A 23,657-nucleotide genomic window follows, 5' to 3' on the forward strand; every position below is an offset into this window, starting at 1 on the left:
AGACATGACCGCTTCCGCATCGACCGAGGCGTCTCCGCAGCGCAACATTCTCGCGGTCAACAATATCGAGGTGATCTACGATCACGTGATCCTGGTGCTCAAGGGCGTCTCGCTGACGGTGCCGGAGGGCGGCATCGTCGCACTGCTGGGCGCCAACGGCGCGGGCAAGACCACCACGCTCAAGGCGATTTCCAACCTCTTGCGTTCCGAGCGCGGCGAGGTCACCAAGGGGTCGATCGAATTCGAGGGCGCGCGCATCGAGGCGCAGACGGCCAACGAACTGGTGCGGCGCGGCTGCATCCAGGTGATGGAAGGCCGGCACTGCTTCGGGCACCTGACGATCGAGGAGAACCTGCTGACCGGCGCGTTCACGCGGCGCGACGGCCATGCGGCGATCAAGCACGACATGGAAATGGTCTATGACTATTTCCCGCGGCTGAGGGAACGGCGCTCTAGCCAGGCCGGCTACACCTCGGGCGGCGAACAGCAGATGACGGCGATCGGGCGGGCGCTGATGAGCCGGCCGAAGATGATCCTGCTCGACGAGCCGTCGATGGGGCTTGCGCCGCAGTTGCAGGAAGAGATCTTCGAGATCGTCAAGAAGCTCAACCGGCAGGAGGGCGTCTCCTTCCTGCTTGCCGAGCAGAACACCAATATCGCGCTCAGATATGCCACCTATGGCTATATCCTGGAATCGGGCCGCATCGTCATGGACGGGGTCGCCAAGGACCTGCGCGAGAACGAGGACGTCAAGGAATTCTACCTCGGCGTCGGCGGCGAGGGGCGGCGGTCGTTCAAGAACGTCAAGCACTACAAGCGCCGCAAGCGCTGGCTCGCCTGATCCGGGAGCGTTCCTGGCGGACCCTGCCGGATCCCTGGTTCCGGCGGTGGAGCGCTCCCGGCGGCCCCCTCTTGCGCAGCAGGTGGGAAGAGGATAAATAAACGAACGTTCATTTAATTGTGGGAGCCATGGCGCGACGAACGGGATCATCGGGGGCGGAAACGGCGGAGAAGCTGCGCGAGGTCGCGCTCGAACTGTTCGCGCGGTCAGGCTACGCCGCCGTCTCGATGCGCGAGATCGCCGCGCGCACGGGCGTGCAGGCCGGCGCGATCTACAATCACTTTCCGACCAAGCAGCACCTGTTGCAGGACCTTCTGGTGGTGCATATGGAGACGCTGCTCAAGGCCTGGGCCGAGGCCGACCGGCCGGACCTGCCGGCGCCGGCCGCGCTCGAGAATTTCGTCCGGTTCCATATCCGCTATCACCTCGACCGCTCGCGCGAGGTGTTCATCTCCTACATGGAGCTTCGAAGCCTCGAGGACGAGAATTTCAGCGTGATCGAGCGGCTCAGGCGCAGCTATGAGAAGGCGCCGCGCGCCATTCTCGACCGGGGCGCCGCCGACGGCTCCTTTGACATTCTCGATCCGCAGGTGACCACCATGGCGATCATCGCCATGCTCAACGGCATGACCACCTGGTACCGGGAGTCCGGGCGCCTGTCGCTCGACGAGATCGAGGCGGTCTATATCCGTCTGGTCAAGCGGCTGGTGGGACAAAAGGAGGAGGACTGACATGTTCACCACAGGCATGAATTTCGGGTTGGGCGAAGAGATCGACGCGCTTCGGGACACGGTGGCGCGCTTCGCTGCCGACCGGATTGCGCCGGAGGCGGAGAAGACCGACCGCGAGAACCAGTTCCCGATGCATCTGTGGCAGGAGATGGGCGCGCTCGGCCTTTTGGGCATGACGGCCGATCCGGAGTTCGGCGGCACCGGCATGAGCTATCTCGCCCATGTGGTGGCGATGGAGGAGATCAGCCGCGCCTCGGCCTCGGTGGGCCTGTCCTACGGCGCCCATTCCAATCTCTGCGTCAACCAGATCAACCGCTGGGGCTCGCAGGCGCAGAAGCAGCGCTACCTGCCGAAACTGTGTTCGGGCGAGAATGTCGGCGCGCTGGCAATGAGCGAGCCGGGCTCGGGCTCGGACGTGGTCTCGATGAAGCTCCGGGCGGAAAAGCGCAACGACCGCTATGTGCTCAACGGCAACAAGATGTGGATCACCAACGGGCCTGACGCCAACACGCTGGTGGTCTATGCCAAGACCGATCCGGAGGCGAAATCGCGCGGCATCACCGCCTTCCTGATCGAGAAGGGCATGGCCGGGTTCTCGACCGCGCAGAAGCTCGACAAGATGGGCATGCGCGGCTCCAACACCTGCGAACTGGTGTTCGAGAACTGCGAGGTGCCCTATGACAACGTTTTGGGCGAGGAAGGGCAGGGCGCCGCGATCCTGATGTCCGGGCTCGACTACGAGCGCGTGGTGCTGGCCGGCGGGCCGCTCGGCATCATGGCGGCGGCGATGGATGTGGTCGTGCCCTATTGCCACGAGCGCAAGCAGTTCGGCCAGCCGATCGGCGAGTTCCAGCTGATGCAGGGCAAGCTCGCCGACATGTACACGACGATGAATGCCTGCCGCGCCTATGTCTATGCCGTCGCGCAGGCCTGCGACCGCGGCGAGACCACCCGCAAGGATGCCGCCGGCTGCATCCTCTACGCGGCGGAGAAGGCGACGCAGGTGGCGCTCGAGGCGATCCAGGCGCTGGGCGGCAACGGCTATATCAACGACTATCCGACCGGCCGGCTGTTGCGCGATGCGAAACTCTACGAGATCGGCGCCGGCACCAGCGAAATCCGCCGCATGCTGATCGGCCGCGAGATGATGGCGGAGACGGGGTGACGCAAATCTGATATGCTGCCATGTAATGAATATGTGGCAACATTGCGAAAGTTGGCAGAATGGCGAAGCGTGGCGGAAAGGCAGGGTTCTCGGAGGGCGGACAGGCGGCCTATGGGTTGGCGTCCGAACCCCGCGAAGAGCCGATGCTCGACCGGGTCAAGCTCGGCGAGGGCGGGCGGCTGGTCATCCCGGCGGCCATGCGCGAAGCGCTCGGGGTGAAACCGGGCGACGAGATGGCGTTGGAGGTTGTCGACGGTGAGCTGCGGATCAAGTCGTACAGGGCGGTGATCAGGGAGATCCAGGCCGAGTTCAACACGCTTGTGCCCGAAGGCGTCGATGTGGTGGGCGATTTCCTGCGCGAGCGCCGGGAAGAGCAAGCCCGTGCCGATGCGCGGCTGGACCGGCTGAACCGGGAAGGCATGCGGCAGAAAGATGGGTCCGAATGAATGTCGTGGTCGACAGCTCCGTCATTCTGGCCGTGTTGCGCAACGAGATCGGAGCGGATCGGGCGGCCGGGGCTCTCTTCGGGGCAGCAATGGCGTCGGTGAATGCGGTGGAGGTGATCACGCGCCTGATCGATCTGGGATATGCGCCGGAGCGCGCGCTTTCGGCGCTGTCGCGGTTCCGGCTCGACATCGTGGCGTTCGACATGGAACTCGCGGGGATGGCTGGCTTCTTGCGCGCTGCGACACGCCATGTCGGCCTGTCGCTTGGCGACCGGGCGTGTCTTGCGCTCGCCATCCGCGACAACGCAACGGCGCTGACCGCCGACAGAAACTGGGCTGATCTCGACCTGCCCTGCAAAGTGGAGCTCATTCGCTGATGACCGTCATCCCCTCCAACATCTCCACCGCGTCGCAGGCCTTCAGGGACAATGCCGCGCGCATGCAGCGGCTGATCGCCGAGACGGCGGAGGTTGCGGCGCTGCACGGGCAGGGCGGACCCGAGGCTGCGCGGGAGCGTCATGTCGGACGCGGCAAGCTTTTGCCGCGCGACCGCGTTGCGGCGCTGATCGATCCGGAATCGCCGTTTCTCGAAATCGGCCGGTTCGCCGCCCATGGGCTTTATGGTGGCGACATCGCCTCGGCCGGGCTGATCGCCGGCGTCGGCCGGGTCGCGGGCCGTGACGTGATGGTGGTCTGCAACGACGCCACCGTGAAGGGCGGCACCTATTATCCGCTGACGGTGAAAAAGCATCTGCGCGCCCAGGAGATCGCGCTCGAAAACAACCTGCCGTGCGTCTATCTGGTCGATTCCGGCGGCGCCAACCTGCCGAACCAGGATGAGGTGTTCCCCGACCGCGACCATTTCGGCCGGATCTTCTTCAACCAGGCCAACATGAGCGCGCGCGGCATTGCCCAGATCGCCGTGGTGATGGGCTCGTGCACCGCGGGCGGCGCCTATGTGCCGGCGATGTCGGACGAGACCATCATCGTACGCGAGCAGGGCACGATCTTTCTCGCCGGCCCGCCGCTGGTCAAGGCCGCGACCGGCGAGGTGGTGAGCGCCGAGGATCTGGGCGGCGGCGACGTGCACACGCGGCTGTCGGGCGTGGCCGATCACCTGGCCGACAACGATTCCCATGCGCTGGAACTGGCCCGCCGGGCCGTGGCCAATCTGAATGGCCGGGGCAGGGCGGGGCTCCGCCAGATGGACTGTCAGTCGCCCGAAGAGCCGCTCTACGATCCCGCCGAGATTGCCGGCATCATCCCCGCCGACACGCGCCAGCCCTACGACATCCGCGAGGTGATCGCCCGCATCGTCGACGGCTCGCGCTTCGACGAGTTCAAGGCGCGCTATGGCACCACCGTCGTCTGCGGCTTCGCGCATGTGATGGGCATGCCGGTCGGCATCGTCGCCAACAATGGCGTGCTGTTTTCCGAAAGCGCCGTGAAGGCCGCGCATTTCGTCGAACTGTGCTCGCAGCGCAAGATCCCGCTGGTCTTCCTGCAGAACATCACCGGTTTCATGGTCGGCCAGAAATACGAGGCCGGCGGGATTGCGAAGGACGGCGCCAAGATGGTCACGGCGGTTGCGACCACGGCCGTGCCGAAGATCACCATGATCGTCGGGGGCTCGTTCGGTGCCGGCAATTACGGCATGTGCGGCCGGGCCTATTCGCCCCGCTTCCTGTGGACCTGGCCCAACAGCCGCATCTCGGTGATGGGCGGCGAACAGGCGGCGGGCGTGCTCGCCACCGTGAGGCGCGAGGCGATAGAGCGCAAGGGCGGCAACTGGACGGCGGAGGAGGAGGCCGAATTCAAGCGCCCCACCATCGAGATGTTCGAGGAACAGAGCCACCCGCTCTACGCCTCCGCCCGGCTCTGGGACGACGGCATCATCAACCCGCTCAAGAGCCGCGAGATCCTGGCGCTCAGCCTGTCGGCGGCGCTCAATGCACCGGTGGAAGACACGAAATTCGGCGTGTTCAGGATGTGACCAATCTCCCCCTTGGAGGGGGAGAAAGCGATTTCGGTGTCTTGGACGTGCGCAGCGCGGCCAAGCGCCAGAAATCGCAAGAGAGGGGGGCGGCATGGCAGACCAGGGATCCGACCGTATGAGAGCCTTCGCCCGGTCGATGCGCAAGGCGCCGACGAAGGCGGAGAACATGCTCCGGCAGATGTTGCGCGGGCGAAAGCTGGAGGGGCTCAAGTTCAAGCGTCAGGAGCCGATGGGTCCTTACATCGTCGATTTCGTCTGCCACGAGAAGAAACTGATCATAGAAGCCGACGGCGGGCAGCACAGCGAGAGCAGGTCGGATGTTGAACGCGACAGGTATTTCGAGGCGAGAGGCTACCGCATCTTGAGGTTCTGGAATGACGAGATCGAACGCAACAGCGACGCAGCCGCGCAGCACATCATCAAGGTGGTGACGGATGCGTGAGCGCTGCCTGCCCCCTCTCTTGCAAAATCCAACACTTGGCTTTGCCAAGATGTTGATTTTGCTTTCTCCCTCTCAAGGGGGGAGATTGGCGGCGAACGCCGTAGCGCCAGAAGCTGACTTTGAAACTGTCCTAGGCAGCCAGCAGACGAGGATCGCATGACCATCACCAGACCCCTCATCGCTGCATCGGATCTGGCCCAATCGGGGTGGGATGGTCAGTCAGAACCAGAAATGATATCATTTTGATATCAGAAGGAGGTATGACGATGGCTCAGATCGTGGTCAGGCAATTGGACGAGGCCGTGCTGGAAGCGGTGAAGCTGCGCGCTGTTGCGAACAAGCGGTCGACCGAGGCGGAAGTGCGCGCGATCCTTTCGAGCGCGGTCGGGCTGTCGCCCACGGACAGCGCGGGGGGCGGGCCTGTCCAACGTTTCAGCGATTTCGTGGGGATCGCATCCAACAAGCGCAGCCAGCAGGAAATCGATGACTATGTCCGTTCCCTGCGCGATGAATGGGAGCGATAAGGGTGGCGGAACACCGGCGTGTCTATCTCGATACCAATACGCTGATCGCCATCCTGGAGCAACCCGGTGAACTCGACACTGCCCAGAAGACCCTCGTGCGCGGGATCGACGAAGGAGAAATTGATGCGGTCACCAGCGAACTCACGCTGGCCGAATGCCTCGTCAAGCCGATAGCGGAGAAAGATGAACAACTGGTCCGCGCCTACTTGTCCCTGCTCGCTGCCGACAGCCCGTTTGTTCGCGTGAAGGGGGTCTCCCGCGATGTCTTGCTGGAGGCGGCACGTATCCGGGCCGGATCGGGTGTGAAATTGCCGGACGCGATTCACATAGCCACTGCCAATCTCGTGCAGTGCTCTGCCTTTGTCAGCAATGACCGTCGCCTGGCCTCGGCCAACACCATGGATTTCAAGCTCTGGAGCCGGATGGACCTGCCATGATCACCAAAATCCTCATCGCCAATCGCGGCGAGATCGCTTGCCGGATCATTCGCACGGCGCGCAAGATGGGCATTGCCACGGTGGCAGTCTTTTCCGAGGCCGACCGGGGGGCGTTGCATGTCGACATGGCCGACGAGGCGGTGCTGATCGGGCCTGCTGCCGCCTCGGAAAGCTATCTGAATGTCGACGCCATCCTCGATGCCGCCCGGCGTACCGGCGCGGATGCGATCCACCCGGGTTACGGATTCCTGTCGGAAAACCCGGATTTCGTCGAGAAAGTCGAGAAGGCGGGGCTCATCTTCATCGGGCCGTCGGCCAAGGCGATCCGGGCGATGGGGCTCAAGGATGCGGCGAAAGCGCTGATGGAAAAGGCCAGGGTGCCGGTGGTGCCAGGTTATCACGGCGAGGCGCAGGACCTGGTGGTGCTCGCCGGCAAGGCCAACGAGATCGGCTTTCCGGTGCTGATCAAGGCGCGCGCCGGCGGCGGCGGCAAGGGCATGCGCAAGGTCGACCGGCAGGAAGATTTTCCCGCTGCGCTCTCGTCCGCGCGGCGCGAGGCCAAGGCCTCGTTCGGCGACGACCGGGTGCTGGTCGAAAAATACGTGACCATGCCGCGCCATATCGAGATCCAGGTGTTCGGCGACAGCCACGGCAATGCGGTGCATCTGTTCGAGCGCGACTGCTCGGCCCAGCGCCGCCACCAGAAGGTGATCGAGGAAGCGCCGGCCCCGGGCATGACCGAGGAGATGCGCGCGGCGATGGGGGCGGCGGCGGTGCAGGCGGCGAAGGCCATCGGCTATTCCGGCGCGGGCACGGTCGAATTCATCGTCGATGCCAGCGAGGGACTGAAGCCCGACCGGTTCTGGTTCATGGAAATGAACACGCGGCTGCAGGTCGAGCACCCGGTCACGGAGCTGATTACCGGGCTCGACCTGGTCGAATGGCAGATCCGCGTGGCCGCGGGCGAGCCGCTGCCGTTGCGGCAGGATCAGCTTTCGATCGACGGCCATGCGGTGGAGGCGCGGATCTATGCCGAGGATGCGTCGAAGGGGTTCCTGCCCGCGGTCGGCCGGATCGCGCATTTGCGCTTTCCCCCGGACGGCGTGCGCGTCGATGCGGGCATTCGAGCCGGTGACGAGATCACGCCGTTCTACGATCCGATGATCGCCAAGATGATCGCCCACGGCAAAACCCGGGCGGAAGCGCTGGCCCGGCTTGCGGGCGCGCTCGGCCGCACCGAAATCACCGGAACGGTCACCAACATCGCCTTCCTCGCGCGGCTCTGCCGCAACGCGGATTTTGCCGCGGGCCGGCTCGATACCGGGCTGATCGCCCGCGATCTCGACAGCCTGACGCAGACCGTCCCCGCGCCCGCGCCGATCACCGCGCTCGCAGCGCTTGCGGCCTCGGGCATGCTGCCTGCCGCCGGCGTCGCCGGCGATGCCGCGAGCGCCATCGGTCCTTTCGAGATCTGGGGTGCGGCGCGGCGCAGCGTGACGCTCGAAACTGGCGGCGAGAGCGGCGACTTCGTGATCGAGCGCCTGGGTGACGACAGCTGGGGTGTGTCGGGACCGGGGCTCGGCGCGGCACTGACGCTCGAGGCGGTCAAGGCCTCGGGCGCGGACTGGTCGTTCTCGACCGGCGGCGTCGCGCGGCGCTGCCGCGTGGTGGCCGGGGCCGACAGCGTCACCGTCTTTCACGAGGGGCTCACGCATCTGTTCACCCGGCCGCGCGGGGCGCGTGCCGACGATCTGGCGGCGGGTGGCGACCGTGTCGTCTCGGCCATGCCGGGCGTGATCAGGCAGGTGCTGGTGACGCCGGGGCAGGGCGTCAAGGCGGGCGAGCCGATGGTGATCATGGAAGCCATGAAAATGGAGATGACGCTTGCCGCCCCGCGCGACGGCGTGGTGGCCGAGGTGATGGTGGCGGTGGGCGCGCAGGTGAGCGACGGCGTGAGCCTGGTCGTGCTCGAGAGCGACGCCGACAAGGCCGCCTGAACGCCCGAAACCGCTGCCTGCGTCGCCGATCCCCTGGGCAATCACGCGTCCGCCGCTTGATCCCGGGGCGCGGGTGCCCCACATTCCGCAGCAGCGATTTAACGCAAGACGGGATATTTCATGACCGAAACGCCTGAAACAGTTCTCGAATTCTGGTACAACGAGCTTTCGCCAAAACAGTGGTTCGTCAAGGATCCCGCGCTCGACCAGACCATCACCGAACGCTTTGCCAAGCTGCACCTGGCCCTCTCGCGCCAGGTGCCCCCGGAATGGCGGGCCTCGGCGGAGGCGCGGCTGGCGCTGGTGATCGCACTCGACCAGTTTCCGCGCAACATCTATCGCGGCTCGCCGCTGGCTTTCGCCACGGATACGCTTGCGCTCAATGCCGCCAAGGCAGCACTTGCGCTCGGCGCCGATGCGGCCGTTCCCGAGGAGCGCCGGATCTTCTTCTACCTGCCGTTCGAACATGCCGAGAACCTTGCCGACCAGCACCGCGCGGTGGCCCTGTGCGAGGCGCTCGGCAATGAGCAATATCTCGATTACGCCCGGCAGCACCGCGACATCATCGAGCGCTTCGGCCGGTTTCCGCATCGCAATCCGATCCTCGGCCGGACTTCGACGCCGGAGGAAGAAGCCTATCTCGCCGAACCCGGCGCCGGCTTCTAGACCATCTGCGGTCGGGCGGCCGGCAGTGCCCTGTCAGGCGGCGATGCCACGGCAATCCCTGCCGCTCGCGCCAAAGTGATTCCGGTTTCGGCGCGAATGCGCTAGGGCATAGCAGACTTGTGCGGAATCGGCGCGGGACGAGGCCTCAGGGCCGCGCCTTTCGGTCCGGTTGGCGCGCGCAGGATTCCGTCCCGGAGCAGCCGGCGATGGGTGGCAGGATAGGTGGTTCATGCGGTTCGAACGGTTGATGGTCGTGGTTCTTGCGGGGCTCCTGCTTGCTGGGTCTCTGCCTGCGGCGCTTTCGCAAACGGCGGACCAGGCGCCGGCCGCCACGGCTAACGGGCAGCCGGCCCCCGCGGTTGCCGCCGGCATCGAGCTTTCCTCCCCTGCGATCACCTCCGCCGAGAACCAGCTCGCCGCGGCGGAGGCGGCCATCGTCCGCCTGTCCAAGGACGTGAACGACAAGACCAATGACGACAGCGCGCTGGTCGATCTCAAGCTGCAGCTCGATATGCTGGCGCGCAGCATGCTCGATATCGGGGTGTCGCTGCGGCCGCGGCTCACCGAGATCAAGTCGCGCATCGACCAGCTCGGTCCGCCGCCGGCGCAGGGTGATCCAGCCGAGCCGGAATCGATCTCGGCGGAGCGCGCGCGTCTTGCTTCCGAAAGGGCGTTGATCAACACGCTGACCGGCCGCGCGGAAAACGTCACCGTCAGGGCGTCCGATCTCGGCAACGTGATCACCGAAGCGCGCCGCACGCTGTTTGCCACCACGCTGCTCAAGCGCACCGAGATCGGCCCGGCCATGCTGATGGAGGCGATCGATGCGGTGAAGGGCGAAGTGGATGCCTTCGTCCGCACCTATGGCTCCTGGGTGAAATTCGTCTGGACCTTCAAGTGGCAGGCGTTGCTGGGCTGGCTGTTCTTCTCGCTGCTTGCCGCGCTGGTGCTGGTGTCGGGGGCCTACCGGCTGTTCGGCGGCCTGATCGACCGCGACCCGGGCATAGAAAATCCCCCCTATACCAGCCGGCTGATGCTGGCCTTCTGGTCGACCGTCATTCCGACGGTGGCTGCGGCCGCGCTCGCCATGACGATCTTTCTGCTCGGCACCAGTTTCACCATCCTGCGCGCCGACGTGGCGCCGGTGTTCTCGAGCCTGCTCGGGGTGATCGTCGTGGTGTTCTTCGTCAGCAAGCTCGCCCGCGGCATTCTCTCGCCGCGGATGCCGGCCTGGCGGCTGGTCGATGTCTCCAACAGCGGCGCGCGCGTGCTCTATGTGCTGGCGGTTGCGCTGGTGAGCGTCAACGGCCTCGATTACGTGGTCGGCGACGTCAACCGCTCACTCGGCTCGCCGGTGGTGATGACGGTGTTCAACGGCGTGGTCTCGGTCTGCCTGATGGCGCTCATCCTGATCGTCATGGCGGTGGTGCGGCCGATGCTGCATCCGTCTTCCGATCCGGCACTGCCCGGCCAGGCCTGGCCGCGGGTGATCTCGATGACGCTGCTGGTCGGCGGGCTGGGCCTGCTGGCGACCGTCGCACTCGGCTATGTCGGGCTTGCCCGCTTCGCGGCGACCCAGATCGTCGTCACCGGCGCGATCCTGACGACGATGTATATCGGCTACCAGTCGGGCAAGGCGATTTCCGAGCCCGGCATCTTCGCACGCACCGCCATCGGGCGCTGGGTCGGCGCCCGTTTCGAACTCGGGACGGCGGGGCTTGACCAGGCCGGCCTTGCCGCCGGATTGCTGGTCAATCTCATGGTGCTGCTGCTCGGCCTACCGCTGATCCTGCTGCAATGGGGCTTCCAGATCCAGGATATCGAGCTGTGGCTCTATCGGGCGCTCACGGAAATCCGTATCGGCGGCATCACCATCTCGCTGGTCGGGATCTTCGTCGGGGTGCTGCTGTTCGGCCTCGGGCTTTTGGCCACGCGCTGGTTCCAGCGCTGGCTTGACGGCAGCGTCATGGCGCGCGGGCAGATGGACCCGGGCGTGCGCAACTCGATCCGCACCGGCACCGGCTATCTCGGCGTGGCATTGGCGGGGCTGGTGGGGATTTCCGCAGCCGGCATCAACCTGTCGAGCCTGGCACTGGTCGCCGGCGCGCTGTCGCTGGGCATCGGCTTCGGCCTGCAGAACATCGTCAGCAACTTCGTTTCCGGGCTGATCCTGCTCGCCGAACGGCCGTTCAAGGTCGGCGACTGGGTGGTGACCGGCTCGACCGAGGGCTTCGTCAAGAAGATTTCCGTGCGCGCCACCGAGATCGAGACCTTCTCGCGACAGACGATCATCGTGCCGAACTCCGAGCTGATCAATGCGCCGGTGGGCAACTGGACCCATCGCAACAGCCTGGGCCGGATCGATGTGGCGATCGGGGTGAGTTATAGCGCCGATCCGCGCCGGGTGATCGAGATCCTGAACGAGGTCGCAACCGGCTGCGAACTGGTTCTCAACAATCCCGCCCCTGCGGTCTATTTCGCGGGCTTCGGCGATTCCTCGCTCAATTTCGAGGTCAAGGCGCATCTCGCCGACGTGCTCAGCGGGCTTTCGGCGCGGACAGAGTTGCGGCTGCGGATTTTCGAACGCCTCAAGGCGGAAGGCATTGAAATTCCGTTCCCGCAGCGCGATCTCAACGTCAAGCTCGACGACGAGGACGGGGTGCTCGCGGTGCTGACCGAGAAGATCTCCGGTGTCGAGGTTCGGTCCGCGACGCATGGGGAGCCGGCGGCGGAAGCGCCGCAGCCCGCCGCAGCGCCTGCCAAGCCGACCCGGAAGCGGCGGAAGCCCCGGATCGTGCGCGACACGATCCATGACGAAACCGGGATGGACGGGGACGAAGGGGGTGACCGCTGAGCCAAAACCGTTCAGACTGTATTCAGTTTAGTGATGCTAGACCATCAACCATACCGGGCCGATCCGAAGGCTCGTACGTGTTAACAGGGAGCGGCGGATTTCGCCGGAGACCGATGAAAGCAACACTTTCCGTTTTGGCCGCGAGCCTGGCTCTGGGTGTGGCGGCGATCAGCGGCGCAGCAGCAGCCACCGTCACCAACAAGGATGCCCAGGCCCAGGTGCTGGTCGTCACCGAAAGCGGCAACAAGATCGAAGTCGTGGTCGAGGCCGGCGCCACCGTGAGCTTCTGCCCGGCGGGCTGCTTCGTGACCATGCCTTCGGGCGACCGCGAAACCTTCGCGGGCAACGAAGCCATCGATATCGTCAACGGGGCAGCGGTGCTCAAGTAACCCGCCCGTGCGCGCGCCCCGCGCGCAACGGGCATCGGAAGGCGCGGATACCCCGTGAGGGGCCGCGCCTTTTTGCTGCCGATCAGCAGACTTCGCGCACCGGAACGGGCAGGCCGCGCCTGAGCGCCTTGAGCGCCACGCTGGTGTTGACTTCGCGGATAATGCGGTTCTGCTCCATCATCCGTTCCGCCAAGCGTCGCACCCAGTGCCGACGGGACCGGGGTGCACGTGCCGGTCGCCGAGGCGGTTGCCGGAAGGTTGGCGGGCAAAGCCGCTGCCCTGGCCGGTGGTCGTGCAGCATGGAGAGAATGTCGTAGACAGGCATTGGTTTGGCTGCGTCACCTCATAAATTCTGCTTCCGAAGTGCAACCGGGGTCAGGACAATGGCAGAGTTTCCGAAGCAGGCGAAAGTGGTCATCATCGGCGTGGGCGGCATCGTCGGCGCCTCCATCGCGCATCACCTGATCGAGCGCGGCTGGGACGACATCGTCGGCATCGACAAATCCGGCGTGCCCACCGACATCGGCTCGACCGCGCATGCCTCGGACTTCTGCTACACCACCAGCCACGATTTCATGTCGGTCTGGACCACGCAGTATTCGATCGATTTCTTCGAGAAGATGGGCCACTACGCCCGCATCGGCGGCCTCGAAGTGGTGCGCGCGGGCGACGACACCTGGATGGAAGAGGTCAAGCGCAAGGTCTCCTCGGGCCGCGCCTTCGGCACCCGCGCGCAGATGATCGATGCGGCGGAAGTCAAGAAGAAATTCCCGCTGGTCGAAGAAGAGATGGTCGCCGGCGCGCTCTGGGACCCGGATGCCGGTCTCGTCGTCCCGCGCTCGCAGACGGTTGCGGGCAAGCTCGTCGACCAGGCCGAAAAGACGGGCAAGCTCGCGGTCTTCGCCAACACCCCGGCGCAGTCGCTGATCGTCGAGGGCGGGCGCATCAAGGGCGTGGTCACGCCGCGCGGCACGATCCTGGCCGAACATGTGGTGGTCTGCGCCGGCATCTGGGGCCGGCTGATCGCCGCCATGGTGGGCGAGGACTTGCCGGTGATGCCGGTCGACCACCCGCTGACCTTCTTCGGCCCCTATACCGAGTTCGAAGGCACCGGCAAGGATATCGGCTGGCCGCTGATGCGCGACCAGGGCAACTCCGCCTATATGCGCGATACCGGCGACCCGACGACCGCCGAGGGCGGCCAGATCGAATGGGGCTATTACGAGACCGAGGAGCCGCGGCTCTGCCATCCCCGCGATATCCTCGAAAAGCACGAGGCGCGGCTGTCACCCTCGCAGCGCGACCTCGACATGGAGCAGATCATAACGCCGCTTGAGCGGGCGATGGAACTCACGCCGATCCTGGGCGAACTCGGCTACAACGAAAGCCACTCCTTCAACGGGCTGTTGCAGGTTTCGGCCGCCGGCGGCCCCTCCTGCGGCGAGAGCCAGAAGGTGCGCGGGCTCTGGTACTGCGTGGCGATCTGGGTCAAGGACGGCCCCGGCTACGGCAAGCTGATAGCCGACTGGATGACCGACGGCCGCACCGAGATCGATCACAACTCGATCGATTATTCCCGCTTCTATGCCCACCAGTTGACCGAAGACTTCATCGAAGGCCGCTGCCGCGAGGCGGCGCAGAAGATCTATTTCCCGGCGGTGCATCCGCGCGAGCCCTATGCCACCGGCCGCGGCGTCAAGCGCTCGCCGTTCTACGAACGCGAGCTGGAGCTCGGCGGCCATTTCATGGAGCTTGGGGGCTGGGAGCGAGCGCATGGCTACGCGGCCAATGCGCATCTTCTGGAAAAATACGGCGAGCGCGTGCCGGTGCGCCGCAACGAATGGGACAACCGCCATTTCTGGCGCGTTTCCAATGCCGAGCACCTGCATATGAGCGAGGATTGCGGGCTGATCAACCTGTCGCATTTCTACATGTTCGACGTGGAAGGCCCCGACCATGTGGCGCTGATGGAATGGCTGTGCGCGGCGAAGATCGGCGGCGACGGCAATATCGGCAAGGGCATCTACACCCATTTCCTCGATGACGAAGGCATGGTGCGCGCGGACCTGACCGTGTTCCGCATGGCCGACCGCTGCCGCATCGTCGATGGCGCCGATGCCGGCCCGCGCGACTTCCACTATGTGCGGCGGGTGGCCGAGGACAAGGGCTTCGACGTCACCGTCACCGATGTGAGCGAGGCCTACACCACCATCGGGTTGTGGGGGCCGAACGCACGCGAGACGCTGAAGAAGGTGGTGGCCGATCCGGCCGGCCTCGAGCCTGGAAACTTCCCCTTCGCAGCGATCAAGCCGATCGAGATCGCCGGTAAACCGGTCAGCGCCTTCCGCATTTCCTATGTCGGCGAGCAGGGCTGGGAGCTGCACCTGAAATACGAGGACGGGCTCGCCGTCTGGGACGCGCTGCGCGCAACCGGCGTCACCCCGGTCGGTGTCGAGACCTATGCCAATTCGCGCCGCATGGAAAAGAGCCTGCGGCTGCAGAATGCCGACCTGCTGACCCAGTACAATCTTCTCGAAGCCGATCTCGCCCGCCCGAAGGTCAAGGACGCGGATTTCCGCGGCAAGGACAAGCATGTCGAGTACAAGGCGCGTGAGCATCAACCGGCGATGCTGTGCACCCTGGTGATGACCGACACGGTCGATGCGTCGGGCGTCGAGCGCTATCCGGTCGGCACCATGCCGGTGGTCGATCCGGAGACCGGCGAGGTGCTGGTCGACGCGCTCGGCCGCCGCTCCTACACCACTTCGGTCGCCTATGGCCCGACCATCGGCAAGAACATCGCGCTCGCCTATCTGCCCTGGTGCTATTGCCAACCCGGCCGCAAGCTCTCGGTCGAATATTTCAACGAAAGCTTCCCGGTGGAAGTGGCGGCGGTCGGCTACAAGCCGCTTTACGACCCGGAGAACCTGAAGCCGCGGAGCTGAGGCGCGCGATCACTCCAGCGGGCGCGATTTAACCCGTCGGTCGAGAGGCCGGCGGGTTTTTGCGCCAACCCCGCGCGAGCGCGCTTTCTTGATCTTTGACTTAAATGTAGCTACATTTAATCATGAAGATCGTCTGGGATGAGCCCAAGCGGCGCGCAAACTTGAACAAACACGGCTTCGACTTCGCGGAGGTCGCTGAACTCGATTGGCATACTGCCATTGTGGAAGACGGCAGACCGGATGCGGATGGTCGGCAGCGGTTCAAGGCGATTGGCACTTTTCGAGACAGTACGGTCGTCGTCTTTGCGATCCTGGGATCGGAAGCGATATCGATCATCAGCTTTCGCGCCGCCAGCGACAAAGAAAGAAGGAGGCTCCGATGGCCGCCAGAAGCAAAACCCTGAGAGTATTCGAGCCCGGACGCGGTTACAGCCGCGAGGATTGGGATGCTGTCGCTTCGCCTGAATTGAGCGAGGAGGAATTGGCACGGATGCGCCCTGCGCGGGAAGTGCTGCCGCCGGCGTTCTTTGAGGCCATGGAGGAGCAGCGCCGAACGCGCGGCCGCCCCGCCTTGGAGCATCCCAAAAAGCAGATCACGCTGAGGCTCGACGAAGACGTCATCGCCAAGTTCAGGGAAACAGGCAAGGGCTGGCAGGGGCGCATGAACGCAGCCCTGCGCAAAGCTGCAGGACTCTGAAGCCTGCTCGTTGGCGACAAGGAGAGCCAAGCGCTCTGAGGCGAAGCCGCGGCGCGGTCGCTTCATGCAGCGGAGAGTGCAAGACCTCGCTCTAGACTCCCGCCCCTCCGGCAAAGACGCCGTCTGATCTCCTCCACTGCCGCGCCAAAACCGGCTTCGGCCTCTGCCCGCGTCGTGGTAGACTTGCCCCATGGCAGGATGGATCTCGGTGCTCTTTGCGGCTGCAGGCCTGCTTGCGGGGCATACGGGCGCGCGGGCGCAGGAGCCTGTGGATGTGTCGCTGGTGCTGGCGGTGGACGTCTCGCGCTCGATGTCGCAGCGGGAGCTCGCGATCCAGCGCGAGGGCTATGCGGCGGCGCTCAACCATCCCGACGTGGTGCGCGCGATCGGGCAGGGCGCCTATGGGCGCATCGCCATCACCATGTTCGAATGGGCCGGCGACGGCTCCACCAACCAGGTGTTCGACTGGACGCTGGTGGAGACCGGCGCCGATGCCGACCGGTTGTCGGCACTCGTGCTGGCGACCCGGCCGGTCGGGCTCAGGCGCACCTCGATCTCGGGGGCGGTCCGGCATGCGATGCGGCGGTTGGACGCGTCGCCCTATGAGGGGTTCCGCAAGGTGATCGACATTTCCGGCGACGGTCCCAACAACCAGGGCGGCCCGGTGCTCGCGGCGCGCGACGAGGCGCTCGGCAAACGCATCGTCATCAACGGCCTGCCGCTGATGACCAGCGACGGCCCGGGCGGCGGGTTCAACATCGCCGATCTTGACGCCTATTACGGCGATTGCGTGATCGGCGGGCCGGGCAGCTTCCTGGTGCCGGTCCGAAGCTGGGAGCAGTTTCCCGAAGCCGTCCGCCGCAAGCTGATCCTTGAAATCGGAAGCCTGAAGCTGCCGCCGGAACGGGCCGGGGGAGCGGGTGCCGAGATCGTGCCGGTGCAGGCGCTGCCCGCGCAACCCTTCAGGCCTGCGGGGGAAAGCTCCGACTGCCTGGCCGGGGAGAAGATCTGGGAAGAGCGGCGCTGGATGTTCACCGATCCCTGAGCCGGTGCGAAGATGCCAGGCCTCCTGGCGGCGCGGGCTATTCAAATCCTTGAAGGATATGAAGTAATCGGTCCGCGCCGTTCCCTTGAACCGGGCAATCCAGCGGCAGCCATATGCATTTTGATACTTCACCGTTAACTCAAATTCAATCCGCACATGATTAGCGTTGGTCGATCAACGGGATGATCGCATGTTTATCGGCCTATCGGGAATGCAGTACACGGGCGGCTCCCTTGGGGAGCATCGCATCGTCGTGGCTGAAGATTCGAATGTCTTCACCTCCATGATCGGGCAGACGCTCAAGGAAAATTTCGACATCGAGATCGAGGTCTGCCGCAGTTTCGAGGAGCTGCAGCTGGCCTTCGAATATGGCGAGCGGCCGATCAAGCTGGCGATTTCGAACATCAACCTGCCCGGCGCGGAAAATGGCGAGGCGCTGAAATATCTCGCTGAGCTTTCCATCCCCATCATCGTCTTCACCGGCACGTTCCATGAATCGACCCGCGAGGGCATTCTCGCCCACGACATCGTCGACTACGTGATCAAGGACAATGTGCTGGCGATCGACCTGCTTGCGGAATCGGTGTGCCGGTTCCTGACCAATCACCGTCACCACGTGCTGATCGTCGACGACAGCGCCACCGCGCGTGCGCTCCTGCGCAGCCGGCTCGAGCGGTTCAATTTCAATGTGAGCGTAGCGGAGAGCGGCGCCGAGGCGCTGTCCATCCTGAAGGTCACGCCGGATATCGGCCTGGTGATCACCGACTACAACATGCCCGACATCGACTGCTTCGAGCTGACCCGGCGCCTGCGCGCCGTGCGCGGCAGCCACGAGCTCAGGATCATCGGCGTGTCGTCCTCCGACAACCGTCTGCTGACGGCGCGGTTCCTGAAGGCGGGCGGCAATGATTTCATGCTCAGGCCCTATGTCGATGAAGAGTTTTACTGCCGGGTCAACCAGAACCTCGACACGCTCGACCAGATCAAGTCGGCGCGGCGAGCCCTGGGAAGCCGCGTGGCGGCAAAGGTTGCCTGAAGGCGATTGAATTGTCTTGGCCGCGTGGCCGGTGCCGCGCGCAATTGGAGTAGGTGTTTTGCCTCGGACCAAAATCAAATCCGAACTTCGGGCGAGCCTTGCGGTCGCGCAGGAAAGACTGCGCGTGCTGTTGGTGGAGGATTCGCGGATGTTCACGTCCGCGCTGAAATACAGGTTCGAGACGGATCTGGGGCTTGAGGTCGTCACCTGCAGCTCGCTGGCGGAAATGCGGACTGCCGCGAGCGGCCCCGACCATGGCTTCTTCCTCGCCGTCACCGACCTCAACCTGTCGGACTCGCCGCATTGCGAGGCGCTCGACTACGCGCTCGAGATCGGCCTGCCGGCCATCGTCTTCACCGGCAAGTTCGACTTCAACACCCGGAAGAGCATCCTCAACAAGGATGTGCTCGACTATGTGATCAAGGACAACGACCGCGCCTTCGACGAGATCGTCGCCGCCGTCGGCCGGATCATGTCCAACCGGAACTTCCGGGTTCTGGTGGTGGACGACATGAAGTCCCAGCGCAGCATTCTCGCCTCGATGCTGCGCGCGCAGAAGTTCAAGGTGGTGGAAGCCGCCTCCGGCACGCAGGCGCTCGAGGCGATGGAGGCCAATCCCGACATCAGCCTGGTGCTGACCGACTATCACATGGCCGACATGGACGGCTATCAGCTCACCCGCAAGCTGCGACGGCATTATTCCGACGATGAACTTCGCATCATCGGCATCTCGACCTCGCACGATCCGGCGCTGTCGGCGAGCTTTCTCAAGGCCGGCGCCAGCGACTTTCTCTACCGGCCTTTCGTGCAGGAAGAGTTCCAGTGCCGCATCGCGCAGAACATCGGCATCCTGGTCAAGATGGAAGCCTTGCGCAAGGCGGCCTCGGCGCAGCCGCTGGCAACCGCCACGGCCTGAGGCGACCACACGCCAGCCCGTGCGGATGATGCATTCCTGAATTCGGTGGGGCCGTGCGTCCCGGTCAGGCCGCAGTCTGGTACTGCTTGCGCTCGGCGCGTTCCTGCTGCGGCGAGCGGTTGTAGAGCTCGCGGTAGCATTTGGAGAAATGCGAGGCCGAGACGAACCCGCAGGCGACGGCCACCTCAACCACCGGCATCGGCGACTGGATCAGCAGGTGCCGCGCCCGGTCGAGCCGGATTTCCAGATAATAGCGCGCCGGCGAGCGCCCCATTTCCTGGCGGAACAGCCGTTCGATCTGGCGCCGCGACAGGCCGGCATCGTCGGCGATCTCGATCAGCGAGAGCGGTTCGGACAGGTTGGCTTCCATCAGTTCGATGATCGAGAGCACCTTGGCGTTCTGCACGCCCAGACGCGCCCTGAGCGGCAGGCGCTGGCGGTCATGGGCATTGCGCACGCGGTCGGTCAGCGCCATTTCGCAGATGCGGTTGACCAGCGTGTCATCGTGGTCCTCGCCGATCAGGCTCAGCATCATGTCGAGCGCGGCGGTGCCGCCGGCGCAGGTGTGGATGTCGCCGTCGATCTCGTAGAGGTCGGCATAGACATTGGCCTTGGGGAAGGCTTCGGCGAAGCCGGGCAGGTTCTCCCAGTGGATGGCGCAGCGCCGCCCCGACAGCAATCCGGCCTTGGCGAGGATGTGGGCGCCGGTGCACAGGCCGCCGATGGCGACGCCGCGATTGTGCTCCTCGCGCAACCAGGCAAGCACGGACTTGTTGTCGAAGCGCTCGACATTGACGCCCGAACAGACGAACACCATGGTCGGCCGGTTTTCGCCGGCAAGGCTGCGGCGCTCGTCGGCGAGCGAGGCATTGACGGCAACCACGACCCCGTTCGAGGCGGGCACCGGTTCGCCGTCGAGCGATGCCAGGCGCCACTTGTAGCATTCGTAGCCGAGCATGCGGTTGGCCAGGCGCAAGGGCTCGATCGCCATCGAAAAGGCGATCATGGAAAACTCGGGAACCATGAAGAAGACGATCGACCGCTTGTGCTTGGTGTGCAAGGCCATGCCCAATTTCCCGTGCGCGCCCGCAAGCGGGCTCATGTCGCGATCAGGCCATAAAAATCCTGATTTGTCACGGGAGGCACAGCGAAAATTTTCTGCATGCGACATGAGCCTTTGCGGGCATTACAGCATCGGCCGGGCCTCGGTGCCGGCGCGTGCCGGCCGGGTCGAGGGCGCGTCCGGGGCGGCCGGCCAGCCGATGTCCTTGCGCAACTCGAAGGACAGATCCATCAGCCTGTTCTCCAGGGCGATGCGCTTCTGGCTTGCCCTCCATTGGCGGGCGCGGCGGGCGAGGCGGGAAAATCCGAACATGGGGGCGTCTCCTTGCTTGGGCTGACCAGTCGAACTGGATTGACAACAGCCTCGCTCAGCGGCATCATTCAATCAAACGAAATGAATTGACATGAATGATCAGTGGAATTGATTGATATGAATGCTCCCCTCAACCACCCCCTGATGATGCTGGATCCGGATGTGCTGCGCAGCTTCGTGGCCATCGCCGAGACCGGCAGCTTCACCGCCGCGGCGACACGGATCTTCCGGACCCCGTCTGCCGTCTCCATGCAGATCAAACGACTTGAGGAGCAGCTTGGCGTGTCGGTGTTCGTGCGCGACGCCCGCAATGTCGCGCTCACCCATGACGGCGAGGTGCTGCTTGGCTATGCGCGGCGGCTGATCGCGCTCAACCGCGAGGCGATATCGCGGTTCGTGACGTCCGAGGTTGCGGGCGTGGTGCGGATCGGCTCGCCGTCGGACTATGGAGAAGCTGTGCTGCCGTCGGTGCTCAAGCTGTTCGCCAAGTCGCATCCGCAGGTGGTGGTGGATGTGGTGATCGACCAGTCGTCGAGCCTGCGCAAGCGCTTCGCGTCGGGCCATCTCGACATCGCGCTGGTCAGTTGCATGAAGAGCGATGCGCCGGATCGCGGCGAGGTGATGATGACCGACGACATCGTCTGGGTCGGCGCCAAGGGCGGGCAGGCCTGCCTGCTCGATCCGCTGCCGCTGTCGATGTGGGACGAGGGCTGCGTCTGGCGCGAGAGTGCGCTGGCGGCACTCGAGAAGGTGGGGCGCAGCTACCGCGTGGCCTTCATGACGTCGCACATGGCGGGCCAGCGCGCGGCGGTGCTGTCGGATCTGGCGATCGCGCCGATGGGGCGGAGCTTCGTCGCGCCCGACATCCAGATCCTGGACGAGGATTGCGGCCTGGCTTCGCCCGGCAAGTACCAGCTTGTGCTGAAAGTCGCCCCCGATCCCTCGCCGCAGGTGGTCGCGCTCAGCGATCATTTCCGCGCCGGTTTCGAGCATTTCAGCCAGACCGGCGCGTTCGGCGCCCCGTGACGGGGGTGCCGTGAGCGGTGAACAGCGGCTGAACGGTGCATTCAGGCCGAATACAGGCGGGCGCCTTCAGGGTGCGGACAGTGGCGCACGGGGTGCCACGATCAGCAGGGAGAGACTGATGAAGACGTCCAATCGCATTCTGTTCGCGCTTTCCGCTGTCGCAGTGGCGCTTGCCTCCGGCCCGGCGCTGGCGTCGGCCTTTACCGCCGGCACCGTTACCGCGATCGCCCCTGACGATGTGCTCAACATCCGCAAATGGCCGAGCGCGCAGTCGCAGGTCATCGATGCCTATGGCCCGGGCGAGCCGATCAGCCTGACCGGCCGCTGCAAGACCATCACGACGAATGTGTCGTTCCGCATCGACGGCCATGGCAGTGCCGAATGGAAATATGCGCGGATGAAGAAGGCCAATGTCTGGTGTCAGGTGATGACCAATGACGCCGAACTCGGCTGGGCGCGCGGCAAATATATCTGGCCTGAATAGGCGCCCCCAACCATCAATTTCCTTCATCGTTTGCTGCAGGGGAATTCGTTTTTGATATCGGTCCGGCAGGCGTACCCTTCTCCAAGGATCAAGGGATCTCAGGAGGAAATGCCATGTTCGGGACTTTTGCCCAGTCGCTGTTTATCGCCACGCGCATTGCGCCGCTGTCCAATCCCGAGCCGCACAGGGACTGGCGCACGGCGGCACGCCCGGGCGATCGCCTCACCGCGCCGCCGCAAAAGGACAAGGCTGCGGCATCTGCCCGGTAAGGCCCCAGGCCTTCGACCCCAGTCCGGCCAAGGGCTGTCGGCTTTTGGCCGTGCCCTGTTGCGAAGAAGAAGACGGGTGGCTGCTTTTCGGAGCAGCTTTGGGGCTGAAAGCGGATTGAGGCGGGCGCGTGCCCAGAGATTTCCGGTCGTTGCGTCCGTTTCAGTCGGCAGAGACCGTGCTTCGCGCCCGTGCTCTCGCCATGGCCGCATGCACGACGATGGCGGTTGCGTAGGAGCCGACCAGCAGGATCGGCAGGCCCGCCGCGGAGCCGGCGGTGGTCACGGCCAGAAGCGCCGGCGTGCCGAGTGCATTGCCGAGATTGCCGGTCTGGGCGATGCCGCCATTGGCGAGCGACCGGTCGGCCAGCGAGGCGTTGAGCTGCGGCACCGCGGCAAAGCTCGCCCCCTGGACCAGCCCGAGCGCGGCGAACAGGGCGATGAACAGCCAGGGATCGGGTCCCGTCAGCACATACACAAGGACGAGCGCGATGGCGCTCGCGAAGCCGGCGATGATGACCCCGACGGCCGGCATCCGCCGGAGCAGCAGGTTGCCGAGGCTCAGCGATGACAGGATGCTCGACAGCGGCATGGCGGCGGCGGCGAAGGGGCGCACCTCCGGATCGAGCATCGGCGGCAGCACCGCGAGCATCGAGACGAAGGTGAGCGTGTAAAACAGCCAGCCGAGCGCGGGGGCGCCGATGAAGGGCGAGGAATAGACGGCCCAGTGTCGCCGGGCGATCTCTCCGGGAGAGGGCAGGGACAACGGATGCTGGCGCCGCTCCCGCGGCAATGCCAGCGCCAGAAGTGCTGCGAGCGCGGCCATGTAGACCGCATGGAACGCCGGCAGGCTCCAGAGCCCGAAGCGCGCGAGCATGGCGGGGGCGACAAGCGCGAGGGCGGCGAAGGCCACGCCGAAATAGCTGCCCCAGAGGGTGAGCGCCATGCCCTGGTAGCGCGGGGCCGAATACTGCGCGATCAGGGTCGGGGCGGTGACCACGATCGCCAGATGCGCAAGCCCCTCGACGAGGCGGCTTGCGAGCATCCATTCGAAGCCCGGAAGCGTCGCCTGCCAGACGGAGACGGCCGCGCCAAGCACGAGCCCCGCAATCAGCAGCCTACGGATGCCGACATGGATGGCGATGATCCCAGCGATCAGGCCGAGCAGCATGCCGACCACGGAGATGAAGGAGACCAGATAGCCCGAGGCCGCGCCGGTTTCGCCGTAATGGGCCTGCAGTTCCGGGAAGATGACCACGATCTTGGCGAATTGCGCCGCGGCCCCCAGCCCGGCGGCCCAGAGGGCGAGCACCAGAAACAGCGGGGAGCGGAGAACAGCGGACATGGCTTACGCCGTAGCCGCTGTTTCGATTCGGGTA

The 23,657-nt window shown here is 65.0% G+C and carries 25 protein-coding genes; 22 read left to right on the forward strand and 3 right to left on the reverse strand.

The window, feature by feature from the left end; genetic code table 11:
* The first annotated feature begins 4 nt into the window (after window positions 1-4).
* From AWJ14_RS08670 to AWJ14_RS08760, 19 genes are all read left to right on the forward strand, one after another.
* Window positions 5-841 carry an ABC transporter ATP-binding protein gene (locus tag AWJ14_RS08670; RefSeq protein ID WP_066177606.1) on the forward strand — a complete coding sequence of 279 codons (837 nt, stop codon included), beginning with the start codon at window positions 5-7 and terminating at the stop codon, window positions 839-841.
* Window positions 842-969: 128 nt separating this feature from the next.
* Window positions 970-1,572 (forward strand): TetR/AcrR family transcriptional regulator, encoded by a 603-nt coding sequence (locus AWJ14_RS08675; RefSeq protein WP_066177609.1) that lies wholly within the window; start codon window positions 970-972, stop codon window positions 1,570-1,572.
* Between the two features lies 1 nt (window position 1,573).
* Window positions 1,574-2,737, forward strand: coding sequence for an isovaleryl-CoA dehydrogenase (locus AWJ14_RS08680; RefSeq protein WP_066177612.1), 1,164 nt, complete (start codon window positions 1,574-1,576; stop codon window positions 2,735-2,737).
* Between the two features lie 59 nt (window positions 2,738-2,796).
* Window positions 2,797-3,183 (forward strand): AbrB/MazE/SpoVT family DNA-binding domain-containing protein, encoded by a 387-nt coding sequence (locus tag AWJ14_RS08685; RefSeq protein WP_066177614.1) that lies wholly within the window; start codon window positions 2,797-2,799, stop codon window positions 3,181-3,183.
* A complete protein-coding gene (locus tag AWJ14_RS08690; RefSeq protein ID WP_066177616.1) occupies window positions 3,180-3,560 on the forward strand; it encodes a type II toxin-antitoxin system VapC family toxin in 381 nt (126 codons plus the stop codon). The genes AWJ14_RS08685 and AWJ14_RS08690 overlap by 4 nt, the downstream gene beginning before the upstream one ends.
* Window positions 3,560-5,176, forward strand: a complete 1,617-nt coding sequence (locus AWJ14_RS08695) for a carboxyl transferase domain-containing protein (protein WP_066177618.1) — start codon at window positions 3,560-3,562, stop codon at window positions 5,174-5,176. Before AWJ14_RS08690 ends, AWJ14_RS08695 begins: the two co-directional genes overlap by 1 nt.
* 94 nt (window positions 5,177-5,270) lie before the next feature.
* Window positions 5,271-5,621 carry an endonuclease domain-containing protein gene (locus tag AWJ14_RS08700; protein ID WP_066177620.1) on the forward strand — a complete coding sequence of 117 codons (351 nt, stop codon included), beginning with the start codon at window positions 5,271-5,273 and terminating at the stop codon, window positions 5,619-5,621.
* 266 nt (window positions 5,622-5,887) lie between these two features.
* Window positions 5,888-6,145: a FitA-like ribbon-helix-helix domain-containing protein gene (locus AWJ14_RS08705; protein WP_139112583.1), complete on the forward strand. Its 258-nt coding sequence runs from the start codon at window positions 5,888-5,890 to the stop codon at window positions 6,143-6,145.
* Window positions 6,146-6,147: 2 nt separating this feature from the next.
* Window positions 6,148-6,582 (forward strand): type II toxin-antitoxin system VapC family toxin, encoded by a 435-nt coding sequence (locus AWJ14_RS08710; RefSeq protein ID WP_171904843.1) that lies wholly within the window; start codon window positions 6,148-6,150, stop codon window positions 6,580-6,582.
* Window positions 6,579-8,579, forward strand: coding sequence for an acetyl-CoA carboxylase biotin carboxylase subunit (locus AWJ14_RS08715; RefSeq protein WP_066177626.1), 2,001 nt, complete (start codon window positions 6,579-6,581; stop codon window positions 8,577-8,579). The genes AWJ14_RS08710 and AWJ14_RS08715 overlap by 4 nt, the downstream gene beginning before the upstream one ends.
* A 120-nt stretch (window positions 8,580-8,699) precedes the next feature.
* Entirely contained in the window at window positions 8,700-9,245 is a 546-nt protein-coding gene (locus AWJ14_RS08720; protein ID WP_066177628.1) for a DUF924 family protein, read from the forward strand.
* A gap of 229 nt (window positions 9,246-9,474) precedes the next feature.
* Window positions 9,475-12,099, forward strand: a complete 2,625-nt coding sequence (locus AWJ14_RS08725) for a mechanosensitive ion channel family protein (protein ID WP_066177630.1) — start codon at window positions 9,475-9,477, stop codon at window positions 12,097-12,099.
* Between the two features lie 113 nt (window positions 12,100-12,212).
* On the forward strand, window positions 12,213-12,488 hold the full coding sequence (locus AWJ14_RS08730; RefSeq protein ID WP_066177631.1) for a hypothetical protein: 276 nt from the start codon (window positions 12,213-12,215) through the stop codon (window positions 12,486-12,488).
* A gap of 383 nt (window positions 12,489-12,871) precedes the next feature.
* Window positions 12,872-15,433 (forward strand): GcvT family protein, encoded by a 2,562-nt coding sequence (locus AWJ14_RS08735; RefSeq protein WP_066177632.1) that lies wholly within the window; start codon window positions 12,872-12,874, stop codon window positions 15,431-15,433.
* 122 nt (window positions 15,434-15,555) lie between these two features.
* Window positions 15,556-15,837: a BrnT family toxin gene (locus tag AWJ14_RS08740; RefSeq protein WP_066177634.1), complete on the forward strand. Its 282-nt coding sequence runs from the start codon at window positions 15,556-15,558 to the stop codon at window positions 15,835-15,837.
* The gene (locus AWJ14_RS08745) at window positions 15,813-16,130 is read left to right on the forward strand and encodes a BrnA antitoxin family protein (protein WP_066177636.1); all 318 of its coding nucleotides are present in this window, start codon (window positions 15,813-15,815) and stop codon (window positions 16,128-16,130) included. Before AWJ14_RS08740 ends, AWJ14_RS08745 begins: the two co-directional genes overlap by 25 nt.
* Window positions 16,131-16,320: 190 nt before the next feature.
* Complete coding sequence (locus AWJ14_RS08750) at window positions 16,321-17,175, forward strand: DUF1194 domain-containing protein (protein ID WP_066177638.1); 855 nt, start codon at window positions 16,321-16,323, stop codon at window positions 17,173-17,175.
* Between the two features lie 190 nt (window positions 17,176-17,365).
* Entirely contained in the window at window positions 17,366-18,211 is an 846-nt protein-coding gene (locus AWJ14_RS08755; protein ID WP_083220138.1) for a response regulator, read from the forward strand.
* A 148-nt stretch (window positions 18,212-18,359) separates the two neighbouring features.
* On the forward strand, window positions 18,360-19,127 hold the full coding sequence (locus AWJ14_RS08760; RefSeq protein WP_139112584.1) for a response regulator: 768 nt from the start codon (window positions 18,360-18,362) through the stop codon (window positions 19,125-19,127).
* Between the two features lie 64 nt (window positions 19,128-19,191).
* Here the strand turns inward: AWJ14_RS08760 and AWJ14_RS08765 are convergent, their stop codons facing one another.
* Entirely contained in the window at window positions 19,192-20,193 is a 1,002-nt protein-coding gene (locus AWJ14_RS08765) for a GlxA family transcriptional regulator (RefSeq protein ID WP_066177644.1), read from the reverse strand.
* Between the two features lie 120 nt (window positions 20,194-20,313).
* Window positions 20,314-20,502 (reverse strand): hypothetical protein, encoded by a 189-nt coding sequence (locus AWJ14_RS08770; protein WP_066177646.1) that lies wholly within the window; start codon window positions 20,500-20,502, stop codon window positions 20,314-20,316.
* 117 nt (window positions 20,503-20,619) lie between these two features.
* On the opposite strand from AWJ14_RS08770, the gene AWJ14_RS08775 reads away from it, so the two are divergent.
* The 3 genes from AWJ14_RS08775 to AWJ14_RS22375 all read left to right on the forward strand — a co-directional run bounded on the left by AWJ14_RS08775 (window position 20,620) and on the right by AWJ14_RS22375 (window position 22,281).
* Window positions 20,620-21,528, forward strand: coding sequence for a LysR family transcriptional regulator (locus AWJ14_RS08775; RefSeq protein ID WP_066177649.1), 909 nt, complete (start codon window positions 20,620-20,622; stop codon window positions 21,526-21,528).
* A gap of 118 nt (window positions 21,529-21,646) precedes the next feature.
* Window positions 21,647-22,012: an SH3 domain-containing protein gene (locus tag AWJ14_RS08780; RefSeq protein ID WP_066177652.1), complete on the forward strand. Its 366-nt coding sequence runs from the start codon at window positions 21,647-21,649 to the stop codon at window positions 22,010-22,012.
* A 113-nt stretch (window positions 22,013-22,125) separates the two neighbouring features.
* Window positions 22,126-22,281 carry a hypothetical protein gene (locus AWJ14_RS22375; protein WP_171904844.1) on the forward strand — a complete coding sequence of 52 codons (156 nt, stop codon included), beginning with the start codon at window positions 22,126-22,128 and terminating at the stop codon, window positions 22,279-22,281.
* A 160-nt stretch (window positions 22,282-22,441) separates the two neighbouring features.
* On the opposite strand, the gene AWJ14_RS08785 is transcribed toward AWJ14_RS22375, so the two are convergent.
* Entirely contained in the window at window positions 22,442-23,623 is a 1,182-nt protein-coding gene (locus AWJ14_RS08785; RefSeq protein ID WP_066177654.1) for an MFS transporter, read from the reverse strand.
* Window positions 23,624-23,657 lie beyond the last annotated feature (34 nt).

The organism is Parahoeflea olei, from assembly GCF_001703635.1.
Taxonomy (GTDB): Bacteria; Pseudomonadota; Alphaproteobacteria; order Rhizobiales; family Rhizobiaceae; genus Hoeflea; species Hoeflea olei.